The 16,007-nt window shown below is 60.5% G+C and carries 11 protein-coding genes and 4 tRNA genes; 9 read left to right on the top strand and 6 right to left on the bottom strand.

From position 1 onward, the window contains the following. Positions 1-34 precede the first annotated feature (34 nt). Entirely contained in the window at positions 35-1,135 is a 1,101-nt protein-coding gene (thiO, locus tag GGI48_RS19935) for a glycine oxidase ThiO (RefSeq protein WP_179599704.1), read from the top strand. On the opposite strand, the gene GGI48_RS19940 is transcribed toward thiO, so the two are convergent. The 3 genes from GGI48_RS19940 to GGI48_RS19950 form a co-directional block, all read right to left on the bottom strand. Beyond that, on the bottom strand, positions 1,132-2,460 hold the full coding sequence (locus GGI48_RS19940) for a sigma-54 dependent transcriptional regulator (protein ID WP_179599706.1): 1,329 nt from the start codon (positions 2,458-2,460) through the stop codon (positions 1,132-1,134). The two genes, thiO and GGI48_RS19940, sit on opposite strands and share 4 nt — an antisense overlap. Before the next feature lie 223 nt (positions 2,461-2,683). Then, complete coding sequence (locus GGI48_RS19945) at positions 2,684-2,917, bottom strand: PP0621 family protein (RefSeq protein WP_016964306.1); 234 nt, start codon at positions 2,915-2,917, stop codon at positions 2,684-2,686. Between the two features lie 126 nt (positions 2,918-3,043). After that, positions 3,044-4,066, bottom strand: a complete 1,023-nt coding sequence (locus GGI48_RS19950) for an outer membrane protein assembly factor BamD (RefSeq protein WP_016964307.1) — start codon at positions 4,064-4,066, stop codon at positions 3,044-3,046. Positions 4,067-4,216: 150 nt separating this feature from the next. Between GGI48_RS19950 and rluD the strand changes: the two genes are divergently transcribed. From rluD to GGI48_RS19985, 7 genes are all read left to right on the top strand, one after another. Beyond that, positions 4,217-5,179, top strand: coding sequence for a 23S rRNA pseudouridine(1911/1915/1917) synthase RluD (gene rluD, locus GGI48_RS19955; RefSeq protein WP_016964308.1), 963 nt, complete (start codon positions 4,217-4,219; stop codon positions 5,177-5,179). Next, a complete protein-coding gene (pgeF, locus tag GGI48_RS19960; protein WP_016964309.1) occupies positions 5,176-5,901 on the top strand; it encodes a peptidoglycan editing factor PgeF in 726 nt (241 codons plus the stop codon). The genes rluD and pgeF overlap by 4 nt, the downstream gene beginning before the upstream one ends. A 130-nt stretch (positions 5,902-6,031) precedes the next feature. Beyond that, positions 6,032-8,596, top strand: a complete 2,565-nt coding sequence (clpB, locus tag GGI48_RS19965; RefSeq protein WP_016964310.1) for an ATP-dependent chaperone ClpB — start codon at positions 6,032-6,034, stop codon at positions 8,594-8,596. A gap of 294 nt (positions 8,597-8,890) precedes the next feature. Further along, positions 8,891-8,966, top strand: a tRNA-Asn gene (locus GGI48_RS19970). A 9-nt stretch (positions 8,967-8,975) separates the two neighbouring features. Next, a tRNA-Pro gene (locus GGI48_RS19975) sits at positions 8,976-9,052 on the top strand. Positions 9,053-9,057: 5 nt separating this feature from the next. Continuing rightward, positions 9,058-9,133: transfer RNA gene (locus GGI48_RS19980), tRNA-Lys, on the top strand. 93 nt (positions 9,134-9,226) lie between these two features. Beyond that, positions 9,227-9,303 (top strand) — tRNA-Pro (locus GGI48_RS19985). 48 nt (positions 9,304-9,351) lie between these two features. Here GGI48_RS19985 and GGI48_RS19990 read toward each other — a convergent pair. Both GGI48_RS19990 and GGI48_RS31180 read right to left on the bottom strand, forming a co-directional pair. Further along, positions 9,352-12,657 carry a transporter substrate-binding domain-containing protein gene (locus tag GGI48_RS19990; protein ID WP_179602066.1) on the bottom strand — a complete coding sequence of 1,102 codons (3,306 nt, stop codon included), beginning with the start codon at positions 12,655-12,657 and terminating at the stop codon, positions 9,352-9,354. Positions 12,658-12,779: 122 nt separating this feature from the next. Further along, on the bottom strand, positions 12,780-12,902 hold the full coding sequence (locus GGI48_RS31180; protein ID WP_260620487.1) for a hypothetical protein: 123 nt from the start codon (positions 12,900-12,902) through the stop codon (positions 12,780-12,782). A gap of 330 nt (positions 12,903-13,232) precedes the next feature. On the opposite strand from GGI48_RS31180, the gene GGI48_RS19995 reads away from it, so the two are divergent. Further along, entirely contained in the window at positions 13,233-13,862 is a 630-nt protein-coding gene (locus GGI48_RS19995; RefSeq protein ID WP_016967365.1) for a response regulator transcription factor, read from the top strand. Between the two features lie 630 nt (positions 13,863-14,492). On the opposite strand, the gene GGI48_RS20000 is transcribed toward GGI48_RS19995, so the two are convergent. Next, positions 14,493-16,007: an ABC transporter substrate-binding protein gene (locus GGI48_RS20000; RefSeq protein WP_179599708.1), complete on the bottom strand. Its 1,515-nt coding sequence runs from the start codon at positions 16,005-16,007 to the stop codon at positions 14,493-14,495.

Genomic DNA, 16,007 nt, shown 5'->3' on the forward strand with positions numbered 1-16,007 from the left:
GCGCCCACTGTCTTTCTCTTGAATGGATCTGACTATGGTTGAGCAACAGCAAGTGCTGGTGGTGGGCGGCGGCGTGATTGGCCTGCTCACGGCCTTCAATCTGGCGTCCCGGGGCCAGCAGGTACGACTTGTGGAGCGCTCGGAACTGGGGCGTGAGTCGTCCTGGGCCGGTGGCGGGATCGTCTCGCCACTGTATCCCTGGCGCTACAGCCCGGCGGTCACGGCCTTGGCCCACTGGTCCCAGGACTTTTATCCACAGCTGGCGCAGCAACTGTTGAGCGCCACCGGGATCGATCCCGAGGTCCATACCACCGGGCTCTACTGGCTGGACCTCGAAGATCAGGCCCAGGCGCTGGAGTGGGCGCAACGTGAGGGTCGCCCCTTGAGTGCCGTGGATATTTCGGCGGTGCATGACGGGGTGCCAGTGCTGGGCGCCGGCTACCAGCGGGCGATCTACATGGCCAATGTGGCCAATGTGCGTAACCCGCGCCTGGTCAAATCCCTCAAGGCGGCCTTGCAGGCCTTGCCCAATGTGCGGATTGACGAGCACTGCGCGGTCAGTGGTTTTATCCGCGAAGGCCAGCGCGTGGCAGGGGTGCATAGCTCGCTCGGAGAGATTCGCGCCGATCAGGTGGTGCTTTGCGCCGGTGCCTGGAGTGGCGAGTTGCTCGCAAGCCTGGGGCTGGAGCTGCCCGTGGAGCCGGTCAAAGGGCAGATGATCCTCTACAAGTGCGCCGCCGATTTCCTGTCCTGCATGGTTCTGGCCAAGGGGCGTTATGCCATCCCTCGCCGTGACGGTCATATCCTGGTGGGCAGCACCCTGGAGCATGAAGGCTTCGACAAGACCCCAACCGCCTCGGCATTGGAAAGCCTCAAGGCCTCGGCCGTCGAGCTGATCCCGGCCTTGGCGGATGCCGAGGTGTTCGGGCATTGGGCCGGGCTGCGACCCGGCTCACCCGAGGGGATTCCCTACATCGGACCGGTTCCCGGGTTTGCCGGCCTGTGGCTCAACTGCGGGCATTACCGCAACGGTCTGGTGCTGGCACCGGCTTCCTGCCGGTTGTTCTGCGACCTGCTGCTGGGGCAGGCGCCGATTATCGATCCGACGCCTTATGCCCCGGCAGGGCGGGTCTAGTCCAGTCCGAGCTTCTTCATGCGATAGCGCATTGAGCGCAGCGACAGGCTCAACCGCCGGGCCGCCTCCGTGCGGTTCCAGCGGGTTTGCTCCAGGGTCTGCAGCAGCAACTGGCGCTCCACCTGCTGCAGATGCCGCGCCAGATCGAGGTGGGGGAGGGGCCCGGGCGCGAGCTCGTCGTCGGGTTCGGGGGCCGGTAAATTCAGGTCCGCCACCTCGATCCACGGACTCTCGCAAAGGGCCAGGGCCCGCTCCAGCAGGTTCTCCAGCTCACGCACATTGCCGGGAAAGTCGTAGCGCTCCAGGGCTTGCAGCGCTTGCGGGCGCAACTCTAGGGCCGGCCGGTCACTGGTGGTGGCCAGACGCTGGAGGATGTGCCGCGCCAGTAGCCCGATGTCGTCCCGACGCTCGCGCAGGGCGGGAACCCGCAACTCGATGACATTCAGCCGATAAAACAGGTCCTGGCGGAAGCGTCCGGCTTGCACCTCGCTTTTCAGATCCTTGTGGGTCGCGCAGAGGATTCGCACATCCACCGCCTGTTCTTGCTGAGTGCCCACTGGACGCACCGACTTTTCCTGCAGGGCTCGCAGCAGTTTCACCTGCATGACCAGCGGCAGGTCGGCGATCTCGTCGAGGAACAGGGTGCCGCCATGAGCGGCCCGGAACAGTCCGGGCTGATCCATCAGCGCGCCGCTGAAGCTGCCCTTGCGGTGACCGAAAAACTCGCTCTCCATCAGTTCGTTGGGAATCGCCCCGCAGTTGACCGGGACAAAGGGCTGCGCGCCTCTGGGCCCGGACTGGTGGATCAATCGGGCGACGCGTTCCTTGCCGCTGCCGGACTCGCCGCTGATATAGACCGGGGCGAGGCTGGCGGCCAGTTTGGCGATGTGCCGGCGCAGCATGACCATGGGCGGCGAATCCCCCGGCAACTGCTCAGAGGCGTGAGTTGCAGCACAGGCGTGTTGTCGTTTCAGAGCTGTGGCCACCCAGTCCCGCAGGCGCTTGAGGTCCAGAGGCTTTGGCAATAGGTCGCAGGTTCCACCATTCAGGGCGCTGGTTGGCGCGCCGGCCTCGTGGCTGAGCAGGGCCACCGGCAGTTGGGGATGGTGCCGGCGGATATGCTGCAGCAGTTCCAGGCCGCTGCCGTCCGGCAGATGCAGATCGGTCAGGCACAGGTCGAAATGCTCCCGGGCCAGGTGGCTGCGGGCTTCCTGCAGGCTGCGGGCGCTTTGGGTGTGCAGACGCATGCGGCCCAGGGTGATCTCCAGCACGGAGCGGATTTCCCTGGTCTCATCGACCACCAGCGCTCTGTGCTGTGGATTCATGGCGGCGGCCGTCTTCCTCAGGGAGTGAACAGCGGGTGACAGCGCTCGTGCTGTAGGCGAGAGATGAAGTCTAGGCCGGTGGGGAGGCCCGCGCAGGGGCTTGGGCGACGGTTATTTTGTCGCCAGTTGTTTGGGGTGTGGTCGCCAGTCTGGGGCTGGCAGGGCAAGGGCTCGGGAAGCGGGTGCCGGGAATGGCCATGCACTTGAGCCCTTGTCGGTGCAGTCAGCGGTCCTGGCGAGCGGGGCCTTGTTCCAGATGTGCCTGGCTGCAGTACCACTGTTGCGACAGGCTCAGCGCTCGATCCTGAGGCAGGTGCACTCCGCAATGGGCACAGCGCACCATCGGGGTAGTGGCCGGTTCGTTGGGACTGCGGGGTGTGGCCGCTGGGCGCTTGAACTTGCGCCAGAACCATACCGCAGCGGCAATCAGGGCGATCCAGAACAGTAGACGAAGCATGGTGACCCGCTTTGTGGGGGATAGAGGCGGCAGTTTAGCCAAGCGCCTGGCAGGCGCACAGGCCCATGAAGTGCCGGGCATGAAAAAGGGAGACTTGAAGTCTCCCTTTATTGACTGCGATGGCGGTCAGTCGAACACGCCGAAGGTCATGTAGCTGAACCAGGAGCGGTCGCTGTTGTTGCCAGCGGCCTCGTGCTTTTCTTCCTCGACCGCATCGCCGTTGCTGTCTTTAGGCTTGAGCTCCGACGGGATCGCGTCCTTGGCGTCCTGGTACTGCTTCATCACGTCCTGGTTGGCGCGGGTTTCTCCCGGCGGCAGCGGTGGACGGGACTCGATCAGGCCCAGGGTGGCCTTGCTCAGCCACGAGCGGTTGTCGGCTTCAGCCACGCGCGGTACGAACTGACCGTCCACCAGGCTTGGGTGGTTCGGGTAGTTGAGCTTGAGGGTTTCCAGGCTGGTGGCGGCCAGCTCGTCCAGATGCAGGCGCTGGTAGGCTTCGGTCATCACCGCCAGGCCATCACCCACGGAAGGGGTTTCCTGGAAGTTTTCCACGACGTAGCGGCCACGGTTGGCAGCGGCGACATAGGCCTGACGGGTCAGGTAGTAGTCGGCCACGTGGATTTCGTAGGCGGCCAGCAGGTTGCGCAGGTAGATCATGCGCTGCTTGGCGTCCGGGGCGTAGCGGCTGTTGGGGAAGCGGCTGGTGAGCTGGGCGAACTCGTTGTAGGAGTCGCGGGCGGCACCCGGGTCACGCTTGGTCATGTCCAGAGGCAGGAAGCGCGCCAGCAGGCCGACGTCCTGGTCGAACGAGGTCAGGCCCTTGAGGTAGTAGGCGTAGTCGACGTTCGGGTGTTGGGGATGCAGGCGAATGAAGCGCTCGGCGGCGGACTTGGCGGCCTCGGGCTCGGCATTCTTGTAGTTGGCGTAGATCAGCTCGAGCTGTGCCTGATCGGCGTAGCGACCAAAGGGATAGCGCGATTCCAGGGCCTTGAGCTTGGCGGTGGCGCTGGTATAGCTGTGGTTGTCCAGGTCGGTCTGCGCCTGCTGGTACAACTCGACTTCGCTCAGGTTTTCGTCAACGACTTCCTTCGATGAGCAAGCAGCGGTCAGTGCGAGGATGGCGATCAGCAGCAGGTGTTTCACTTGCATGGCGGCTTGCGTCCCTATGACGGCCGCTGTCTTGGGCGGGGCCGTCCTGTTATGATGAGCGCCCCGTTGAAAGCCTCGGGGCAAAAGACGCCGTATTTAACCACAAGCGCGCAGCCGAAACCAAAGGCTGTGCCGACGCCCAGTCCGAGCATGTCCGATAAAATTGAACTTCGCGCAGAGGTGCCGTCCGAACTGGGCGGTCAACGCCTCGATCAAGTCGCCGCCCAACTATTCGCTGAGCATTCGCGCTCGCGCCTTTCCGCCTGGATCAAAGACGGCCGCCTGACTGTGGACGGAGCGGTGATCCGCCCGCGGGACATCGTGCACGGCGGTGCCGTACTCGAGCTGACCGCCGAGCAGGAGGCCCAGGGCGAGTGGATCGCCCAGGACATCGAGCTGGACATCGTCTACGAGGACGACGACATCCTGGTGATCAACAAGCCCGCGGGCCTGGTGGTGCACCCGGCTGCCGGCCATGCTGATGGCACCTTGCTCAATGCTTTGCTGCATCACGTTCCCGACATTATCAATGTGCCTCGGGCCGGTATCGTCCATCGCCTGGACAAGGACACCACCGGCCTGATGGTGGTGGCCAAGACCATCCAGGCGCAGACCCAGCTGGTCGCCCAGCTGCAGAGCCGCAGCGTCAGCCGCATCTATGAATGCATCGTGATTGGCGTAGTGACCGCCGGCGGCAAGATCAACGCGCCCATCGGTCGTCACGGCCAGCAGCGCCAGCGCATGGCGGTGATGGAAGGCGGCAAGCAGGCCGTCAGCCACTATCGGGTACTGGAGCGTTTCCGTTCCCACACCCACGTGCGGGTCAAGCTGGAAACCGGTCGTACCCACCAGATCCGCGTGCACATGGCCCATATCAACTTCCCGTTGGTGGGCGATCCGGCCTATGGCGGTCGTTTCCGCATTCCGCCGGCAGCCAGCCAGACCATGGTCGAGTCGCTGAAAAACTTCCCGCGCCAGGCCCTGCATGCCCGTTTCCTGGAGCTGGACCATCCGACCACCGGTGAACGCATGAGCTGGGAGTCGCCGTTGCCGGATGACTTCGTCTGGTTGTTGTCGCTGCTCAAGCAAGACCGTGAGGCGTTTGTCGGATGAGTGACTGGCTGATGCCTGACTGGCCCGCGCCGGCCGGGGTCAAAGCCTGTGTCACCACCCGCAGCGGCGGCGTCAGCCTGGCGCCGTTCGACAGCCTCAATCTGGGCGATCACGTTGAAGACCAACCTGAAGCGGTGGCCGAAAACCGGCGGCGCCTGACCGCGCGTTTCGATATTGCGCCGGCCTGGTTGCAACAGGTGCATGGGATAGCCGTGGCCCACGCTGATCCTTCGGTGGTGGCGACGGCCGATGCCAGTTGGTCCGCCACTCCGGGCATCGCCTGTGCGGTGATGACGGCCGACTGTCTGCCGGCGCTGTTCTGCAACCGAAGCGGAACCCGGGTTGCGGCGGCTCACGCCGGTTGGCGCGGGCTGGCGGCCGGTGTGCTGGAAGCCACCCTCGACAGCCTGGATGCTGCACCCGCCGAGGTGCTGGTATGGCTGGGCCCTGCTATTGGCCCTGAGCGTTTTGAGGTCGGGGCGGAAGTGCGCGAAGCCTTCGTCAGCCAGTTGGCGGCCACCGAGCAAGCCTTTGTGCCGAGCGTCAATGCCGGCCGCTTCATGGCCGACATCTACCAGCTGGCGCGCCTGCGCCTGGCGGCCCGTGGAGTGACGGCGGTCTATGGTGGCGGCTACTGCACCGTGACCGATCCACGCTTCTTCTCTTACCGACGCAGTCCGCGTACCGGACGTTTTGCCTCCCTTATCTGGCTTGAGCGCTAGACTAGTCTGACTTGCGTCAAGCAGCCGGCGCTTGAATCTCCCAGAATCGACCGCATCTAGAGATACATCTGGCAGGTTTCTCTATTTAGGTGTGTCCATCGCTCCGGCCTGCTCAAAAGGAAGGTGACTAATGCGTATAGACCGATTAACCAGCAAGCTTCAGCTGGCCTTATCCGATTCACAATCTCTGGCGGTTGGCCTGGATCATCCGGCCATCGAGCCAGCGCACCTGATGCAGGCTCTGCTTGAACAGCAGGGCGGTTCGATCAAGCCCTTACTGATGCAAGTGGGCTTCGACGTCAACAGCCTGCGCAAGGAATTGAGCAAAGAGCTCGATAAACTGCCGAAAATCCAGAACCCCACGGGCGACGTCAACATGTCCCAGGATCTGGCGCGCCTGCTCAACCAGGCCGATCGCCTGGCGCAGCAGAAAGGCGATCAGTTCATTTCCAGTGAACTGGTGCTGCTGGCGGCCATGGATGAAAACAGCAAGCTCGGCAAACTGCTGCTGGGCCAGGGCGTGAGCAAGAAGGCCCTGGAGAACGCCATCAACAACCTGCGCGGCGGCGAGGCGGTCAATGACGCCAACGTCGAAGAGTCGCGTCAGGCCCTGGACAAATACACCGTGGACCTGACCAAGCGCGCCGAAGAAGGCAAGCTCGATCCGGTGATTGGCCGTGACGACGAAATTCGCCGGACCATCCAGGTGCTGCAGCGTCGTACCAAGAACAACCCGGTGCTGATTGGTGAGCCTGGCGTCGGCAAGACCGCCATCGCCGAAGGCCTGGCCCAGCGGATCATCAATGGTGAAGTGCCCGATGGCCTGAAAGGCAAGCGTCTGCTGTCCCTGGACATGGGGGCACTGATTGCTGGTGCCAAGTACCGTGGCGAGTTCGAAGAGCGCCTGAAATCCCTGCTCAATGAACTGTCGAAACAGGAAGGTCAGATCATTCTGTTCATCGACGAGCTGCATACCATGGTCGGCGCCGGTAAGGGCGAAGGCTCCATGGATGCGGGCAACATGCTCAAGCCGGCATTGGCCCGTGGTGAGTTGCACTGCGTAGGTGCGACCACGCTCAACGAGTACCGCCAATATATAGAGAAGGATGCGGCCCTCGAACGGCGCTTCCAGAAAGTGCTGGTGGACGAGCCGAGCGAGGAAGACACCATCGCCATCCTGCGTGGCCTGAAAGAGCGCTACGAGGTGCACCACAAGGTGGCGATCACCGACGGCGCGATCATCGCCGCGGCCAAGCTCAGCCATCGTTACATCACCGATCGGCAACTGCCGGACAAGGCCATCGACCTGATCGACGAGGCCGCCAGCCGTATCCGCATGGAGATCGACTCCAAGCCGGAAGTGCTGGACCGTCTGGAGCGGCGTCTGATTCAGCTCAAGGTTGAATCCCAGGCCCTGAAGAAAGAAGACGATGAGGCGGCGATCAAGCGCCTGGAAAAACTCCAGGAAGAGATTGTCCGCCTGGAGCGTGAATACGCTGACCTGGAAGAAGTCTGGACCTCGGAGAAAGCCGAAGTGCAGGGTTCCGCACAGATCCAGCAGAAGATCGAGCAGTCGCGTCAGGAGCTGGAAGCGGCTCGACGCAAAGGCGATCTCAATCGCATGGCCGAGTTGCAGTACGGGGTGATCCCCGATCTGGAGCGCAGCCTGCAGATGGTCGATCAGCACGGCCACAGTGAGAACCAGTTGCTGCGCAGCAAGGTCACCGAGGAAGAAATTGCCGAAGTGGTGTCCAAGTGGACCGGCATCCCGGTGTCGAAAATGCTCGAAGGCGAGCGCGACAAGCTGTTGAAGATGGAAAGCCTGCTGCATCAACGGGTGATCGGTCAGAACGAAGCCGTGGTGGCGGTATCCAACGCGGTACGCCGCTCTCGGGCCGGTTTGTCCGACCCGAATCGTCCCAGCGGCTCGTTCATGTTCCTCGGCCCAACCGGTGTGGGTAAGACCGAACTGTGCAAGGCTCTGGCGGAATTCCTCTTCGACACCGAAGAGGCCATGGTGCGGATCGATATGTCCGAGTTCATGGAGAAACATTCCGTGGCTCGCCTGATCGGTGCGCCACCGGGCTATGTCGGTTATGAAGAGGGCGGCTACCTGACCGAAGCCGTGCGTCGCAAGCCGTACTCGGTGATCCTGCTGGACGAAGTCGAGAAGGCGCACCCGGATGTGTTCAACATCCTGCTGCAGGTGCTGGAAGATGGTCGCCTGACGGACAGCCACGGCCGTACCGTGGACTTCCGCAACACGGTGATTGTCATGACGTCCAACCTGGGCTCGGCACAGATCCAGGAACTGGTGGGCGATCGTGAGGCACAGCGGGCAGCGGTGATGGACGCGGTGTCCACCCACTTCCGGCCGGAATTCATCAACCGGGTCGACGAAGTGGTGATCTTCGAGCCTTTGGCACGGGATCAGATTGCTGGCATCACGCAGATCCAGCTGGGTCGCCTGCGCAGTCGTCTGGCGGAGCGCGACCTGAGCCTGGTATTGAGCGACGAGGCCTTGGACAAGCTGATCGCCGTGGGTTACGACCCGGTGTATGGCGCGCGGCCGTTGAAGCGGGCGATTCAGCGCTGGATCGAAAACCCGTTGGCCCAGTTGATTCTGTCCGGTGGTTTCTTGCCGGGCGCTACAGTCACCGCCTCGGTGCAGGACGACGAAATCGTCTTTGCCTGAACCCTTGGTGGCCGGTGAGTAATGAGGCCTCGCGCGGCGAGGCCTTTTTTTCACTAGGGTGTTGAACTGTAAGGAAAAGGCTTGTAAAGTGCGCCCCGCAGTCAGTCACCTCCCAGGTTTTTTCTGATGTAGAAGAAACCGGCAATGAAGTCGCAAATCATTGTCTTAAAAGCAATTTAAGGGGTTGACAGGTAGTTTGAAGATTGTAAAATAGCGCGCCTCAGAGGCATGAACGTAGCGATACGGGAAAGCCGAAGAGGATGAGGTAAAAAGTTGTAACTTGAAATATGCAGTTCCGTGATAGCTCAGTCGGTAGAGCAAATGACTGTTAATCATTGGGTCCCAGGTTCGAGTCCTGGTCACGGAGCCAATTTCAAATCGGGGTATAGCGCAGTCCGGTAGCGCGCCTGCTTTGGGAGCAGGATGTCAGGAGTTCGAATCCCCTTACCCCGACCATTTTTGGGTCGTTAGCTCAGTTGGTAGAGCAGTTGGCTTTTAACCAATTGGTCGTAGGTTCGAATCCCACACGACCCACCATTTTTGAGACCAGTTCGCTGGAATCGAATCTTAAGATCAGACGCCAAAAGCTCTGTTCGCAGAAGGCGCCTTTTAAAGGTGCCTTTTTTTTACCGGGGTATAGCGCAGTCCGGTAGCGCGCCTGCTTTGGGAGCAGGATGTCAGGAGTTCGAATCCCCTTACCCCGACCATATTCACGAAGAAGGGCACCTCTTGAGGTGCCCTTTTTCGTTTGCCCGCTAAAAAGGCGTGCCCCGGGGCGGGCAGGGGCTGGCGGGCTTCGAACTGGCGAGGCTTTCGCGCTCGCCATCATCGGCCTGCCCCATGACCAGCAGGCGCTCTTCCAGCTCATCCAGGCTGATGGGTTTGATCAGGCAGTCGTTCATTCCCGCCTGGATGCAGCGCTCCACCTCCTCCTGCTGGGCGTCGGCGGTCAGGCCGATGATCACGATCGGTTCGCTGTGGGTATCGCGCTCATCCTGGCGAATTGAGCGGGTCAGTTCGGCCCCGTTCATGACGGGCATGTGGCAGTCGGTGATGATCACGTCGAAGCCCCGCTCACGCCATATGTGCAGGGCCTGCAGACCGTTTTCCGCCTCGACCACGTCATGTCCGAGGAAGCACAGTTGCTGCTGCAGGACCTGGCGGTTCACCGGGTGATCGTCCACCACCAGGATCTGCAAGCGGTACATGTGACGCTTGTTGACCGGTGGCAGGCGCTCGGCTGCGGCCACGCTCTCCAGCGTCTGCAGACGCAACTCCACATTCACTCGGGTACCTTGCCCGACAGCGCTGCTCATCGACACCTGGCCCCCCATCATTTCGCACAGGGAACGGCAGATCACCAGGCCCAGGCCCGTGCCCTCGAGGTTCTGCACGTTGCGCTCCACCTGGGCGAAAGGCTGGAACAGACGTTGCTGGCTGCCGGGCGAGATGCCGATCCCCGAGTCCTCGACACACAGCCGCACCCGCAGCACCGCGTCGTCCAGCAGATCGCCGCCGATGCTCACCTTGATAAACCCGGCCTCGGTGAATTTGATGGCGTTGCTCACCAGATTGGACAGGATCTGTTTGAAACGCAGGCCGTCCACCAGTACGTCGCCGTTGATGCTGGAATCGATCTCGAGGATCAGGTTCAGGCATTTCTGCCGGGCCAGCCCCTCGAACACCCGCGCCACCGACTCCACCAGCTCGCGCAAATTGGCCCGTTTGGGCGAGAGACTCAGGCGCCCCGACTCGATACGGGCGATATCCAGAATATCGCCAATCAGCTCCAGCAGGCTGTGCGCCGAGCTGTAGGCAATTTCAATGCTGGAGCGTTCGATCCGGCCGCTGTCGGCGCGTTTGAGCGCCAGTTCCAGAATGCCGATGATCGCGTTCATCGGCGTGCGGATTTCATGGCTCATGGTGGCCAGGAAGGTGGTCTTGGCCCGGCTGGCCTGGTCCGCGAGGTTCTTGGCTTCCTTCAGCTCCTGGACCAGATGGCGATGCCTGGTAATGTCCAGCCAGCCGCAGATCACGCCCTTGGTGACGCCATTGGCATCCTTGAATGGCTGAATCCAGTGCTCGATCCAGACCTCCTTGCCCTGCAGCTTCACCGCATGGACCGAAGTGATGGTCTGGTCGTCGCTGATGGCCTGCAGGTAGTTCTGATGCAGATCGGGTTGCGCCGCGAAGTGCTCGGCCGGCAGTGGCTGCACGCAGCGGTTGAGCACCTCTTCGGCGCTGAGCCCGACGCTCTCCAGGTAACTGCGGTTGCAGGACAGCATGTGGCCGTCGATATCGCGGATATAGAGCGCAGGCGGCATGTTTTCCGCCAGTGTTTCGATAAAGCGCAATTGGCCGTTGAGGGTTTGCTCGGCCTTGACCCGGCGACGCAAGTAGACGACCCAGGCCAGTGACAGCATGAGCAGCAGCGAGGCCCCGGCGATGATCTCGGCGATCATCAGGGCGTAGTCGCGCCAGGTCTGGCTGCTCATCCCAGGCGGCGAGCGCCAGTGGCTGGCGATGGCGTTCAGGTCGTCCGCCGGGAGGCTGAGCAGGGCCTTATCGAGGATGGATTGCAACTCCGGGTCGCTGCGGCGCAAGGCAAAGTGGGTGGTGGCCCGGGCGGTGGGAATCAGGTCGGCGACGGCCAGGCGGTTCTGAAACAGACGGACAATGTAGTAACGCGCGGCCGGAAGGGACACCAGCGCGGCATCGGCACTGCCTTCATAGACCCTGTTCATGGCGTCCAGCGAGGTATCGGTTTCGATGATCCGGGTTTGCCGATAGTGCTCGCGCACCTGTTGCAGCGTGACGTGGCCGCGGGGTATGGCCAGGCGCTTGCCGATCAGTTCTCCCGCAAGCTGCGCCTTGCCGTTCCGGTCGGTTGGGCTGACGAGGACAAAGGGGCTGCTCAGAAAGGGCCGGGTGAAGCGCAGCGTGTGCTCGCGTTGCGCGCTGGCGGTCATGATGGCCAGGTCCGCTTCCGATTTACCCAGGGCTTCCATCTGTTCCGGGTAGCCGCCGTTGCGGGCGGACACCTGGAAGCGCAGGCCGCTACGCTGGGCAATCAGTTCCAGCAGTTCGGCGGTGACTCCGGAGAAAATGCCGTTGGCGTCGAAAAACGCCACAGGCGCCAGGTCATCGTTGATCACCAGGCGGATCAACGGGTTGCGGGCGATCCAGCGCGACTCCTCCGGCGTCAGAACCACCTTCTCATCCGACGCAACCAAGCCACTGCCTACCCAGCGGTGACTGAGACTGGTGAGTTGTTCTCGGCCAATGGCTTCGATGCACTGGTCGAGAATGCGCTGCAGGCGCTGGTTGTTCCCCTTGAGTGCAAAGCCATAGTCCCCTTTGGAAAACTCGGCGAAACCTTCGAGCTTGAGGTAGCTGTAGTAGGCGCGGTTAATGCGGAAATAGGCGCTGAGCACGTCGTCCAGGTACAGATCGGCATGGCCGAAGGCCGCCGCGGCAATGGCTTCGTCGGGGCTGGGGTAGATCATCGCGTGGGCGAGAGGAAAGCGTGCCAGCAGTTCGGCGCTGTGCTCCTGAGGGACGGCCACCCGCAGCCCGGCCAGGTTGGCGGACGCAGGCCTCGGGTCGTCGTTGCGCCTGAACAGGGCCAGGCGAGCCTCGGCGAAGGGGCGGCTGAACCTGAGGCTGTCGGCCGTGGCTGGCCGGGAACTGTAGCTGCCCAGCAGATCGATACTGTCCGCTTGCAAGGCCTGCAAGGCGGCATCCCGGGTGGTAAACGGCACGACCTTGATGCGCACCCCGAGCATCTGCCCGATCAAGGCGCTGACGTCGGCGGAAATGCCTTCGTAGTGGTGGTCGTCATAGCTGACATTGAACGGTGCCGACTCGGTGGCGACGGCGCCGATTGTCAACGCTGACTTGTGACGCAGCCAATGCCAGTCTTCTTCCTCCAGGGCCAGATGGTGATGGTCGAGGTGAGCCCGACTGTGCAAGGTATTGGGCAATGTCGGGGGCTCGGCCGCTGCCGGTTGCACAGCGGTGAGCGCCAAGCAGACGAACAGCCAGATAAATCGTGAATGCATGATCGCGTCGAAAGTTGGCGGGTCGTAAGGCTTGGTTCCAGAGTCGTGGCGCAATCCACGCTGGGCGGACGGTTGGTGAAACAGGGCCATGGGGCGCCACCTTGAACGGCTGTCGTGCGGGGCTAGCGGCTGCAAAATGCCAGGGCCTCGAGCACTTGCCCCGACAACACTTTTTTCAGCGGCGTCACGGTGACCAGGCGTTGCAGCGGTTCATCTTCCAGAACCAGGGCGTTCAAGTGTTGCATGGCCGGCTCGCGTCATTACTTGTCGACCATCTTGCTTAATAACCTGGAGCGGGGGCCATAAGGCAAAACCCTGTGATTACTGGGAAATTTCCTAGTGAAAAATCAGACTGTCTGATTCCTTTGTGAGAAGTGATTAACCTCTTGTATCGTCCTTTATTTGCCGGGAATCTGAAATTTCCCGGGAGTCAACAGGACGTTGCGCAGGCGATGTCCCCATGGCAACAGTGTTTACACCAGTACCAAAGTTGCACCTGATCGAGGTGCGATTGCGTTTATCTTCCGAGCGACACGTCCTGCCCTGAGGCCAGGTTTTTAAGGTGAAGTGACAACATGCACAGCGTATTGATAGTTGACGATCATCCTGTTGTCCGGCTCGCCGTTAAGGTCTTGCTGGAAAAAAACAACATGCGGGTGGTGGCCGAAACAGACAATGGACTGGATGCGCTGGAACTGGTTCGTGAACATGAACCGGCGGTGGTGATCCTCGATATCGGTATTCCCAAGCTGGATGGCCTCAAGGTGCTGTCACGGATCAAGGCGCTGGGCATGTCCACCGAAGTGCTGGTGTTGACTTCGCAGCCTGTCGAGAGCTTCTGCAGGCGTTGCATTCAGCTCGGGGCTCGGGGATTCGTCAACAAGGAAGAGGACCTGGGTAATCTGGTGGTGGCCATTAATGCGGTGCTGGCCGGCTACACCTTTTACCCGTCCCAGGCACTGGATGTATCCACTCCCACCGCGGAACAACAGTCCGAGAGCGAACAGATAGGTTTGTTGACCGACCGGGAAATGATCGTGCTGCAGTATCTGGCCCAGGGTTATTCGAACAAGGCCATTGGTGAAAAACTGTTCTTGAGCAACAAGACCGTGAGTACTTACAAAACCCGTTTATTGCAGAAGTTGGGCTTGGGTTCACAAGTCAGTCTGGCGGAGTTTGCCAAACGCAATGCGTTGATTCCATGAGTTGAATGTGGCTGGCCATCTGTAGTTCTTTGCTTCATTGCGCAATGTGTCTGTTGTGTTGTTCGATGCTGAGCGACACAACACCTCCTTGTCTGTGAATAACTCCAGAAGTGCTGGAGCCGTCCTAAAAGTCGTTTACAGTTTTTTGTTGAACTTCACGGCCCATCTTGGATGGGCAGCTGGGACTTCTTGTCGTTTGAGATTTTTCTTGTTGATTGTGTAAGTGCAGTAACAGCTTTCTTGGGGCAGTGAGCTCTGTGGTTGCAGGTTATTTGTCTTTATAGAGGCGTCTTTTATCTAAAGCTCATTGGAAAACAGACGCGGGCTGTATCCTCCCGGGCCATATGGGTGCGCAGGGGGGGGCTCAGGCGCCGAGCGTATTCCTCTGGGGAGAAGGTGGAGGGGCTTTTCACCGTTGCGGAGCAAAAGGGGCTGGGGCATCTGCATGACAAGGGGCCTTGTCTGCAATGAATGATGCACGGCGCCACATTCGGCTGGGTCATGAACTGCTGTTGCAGCAGATAGGGCAGGAGCCGGCATGCGTGGTACCGACCTTGGGGGGCATCAGCGCTGCTGGGGTAGAGCCTCGCGCAACCAGGCCGATAGCGCTGGTTGCGGGGCTTTGCTGGATCAGTTCTTGACGGTTTCTTCCAGGGAGAAGCGGCCCATTGGGCTCTGCTGGAAGTTTTCGATGTTCTTGCGTGAAATGTTGATGTAAGGACTGTAGTAGAGGTCGATCCAGTTCACGTCCTGTTTAGCGAGCTTTTGCAAGTCCAGATACATCTGTTTACGCTTGGAGGCGTCCATTTCCACTCGTGCGTCAGCTACCAGTGCTTTGACCTTAGGGTTATGGTAGCGGGTCATGTAGTTCATGTTGGTGTCGTGTCCGAGGACAAAGGTGGTCTTCTGGTCGGGGTCGAGGATGTCTGCTGTCCAATACATGACAGACAGATCGTAGTCACCATCCACTAGCATCTGCCAGCTCTGGCTGGGGTCGACCTTTTGAAGATTGGCAGTCACCCCGACGGCCGCCAACTGATTCTGTACAAGCACGGCGATCTGTTCGTCTGCCTCATTGCCAGCGTTGACCACGTAGTTGAGTTGCATCCCTTTGGCACCGGCTTGCTCCAGTAGCTTTTTGGCTTTTTCTGGATCGTAGGGACGCTGCAGGTTATCGGCGTAGTGGTACATGGCGCCTTTTGGGATGTACGAATAGGCCACTTCGCCATGCCCGAAGGTAACGGCATCAACCAGAGACTTTTTATTGATGGCTAGATCCAGGGCTTCACGCACTTGTGGTTTGCTCAGCAGACTGTGTTCGTGGTTGATCAACAGGTGATCTTCCCGTGTGGAAGGATCCAGATGCACAACCAAATTTGGGTCTTTCTTTAGCGCATCGACTCGTGAGAAGGGGACGAAAAGCGCTGAGTCCAGTTCCCCTGCCTGGACCTTTAGCATCCGTGTGTTGTCGTCGGGGATGGAGATCCATTCAACGCCATCCAGGCTTACTGTATCGGCTTGCCAGAAGTGCGGGTTCTTTTCCAGGATTACCCTGTCCCCGTGCAACCACTCCTTGACTACGAAGGCGCCGGATGAAACGGGTCGCTGGGCGTAGGCCTCGTCACCCATCTTGACCATTGCTTCTTTTGAAAGGATCGATGCATTGGGCGAGGCCAACTGCGCGAGAAAGGGAACCGAAGGGCTTTTCAACGTTAGCACCAAGGTCTGGAGGTCTGGCGCCTCGGCTTTGTCAAGAATGGCGTAGGTGTCAGTCCACAACGAAGTTTTATCATCGCGAATACGTAGCAGGCTGAAGACCGCATCCTGGGCGCTGATAGGCGAGCCGTCGGAGAATTTGGCCGGACGCAGTTTGAAGGTGTAGGTCAGGCCGTCGTCGGAAATGTTCCAGCTTTCTGCCAGTCCGGGGAGTAGCTTGGTCCCCGCTTTGTCTACTCGCACTAGTACGTCATATACGTTGGTAAATACCCAACTGTCACGATTCTGTGCGCTTTTGATCGGGTCGAAAGTCGTGCTTTCTTCTCGGCAGCCGATAGTCAGGACCCCTGCAGCTTGCGAAATACCCGTTGTCAATGTGCAGGCTAGAAGCGAGGCGGCTGCCAATATCTTTCGATGTTTTGCCTTCAT

The organism is Pseudomonas protegens, from assembly GCF_013407925.2.
Lineage (GTDB): Bacteria > Pseudomonadota > Gammaproteobacteria > Pseudomonadales > Pseudomonadaceae > Aquipseudomonas > Aquipseudomonas fluorescens_AP.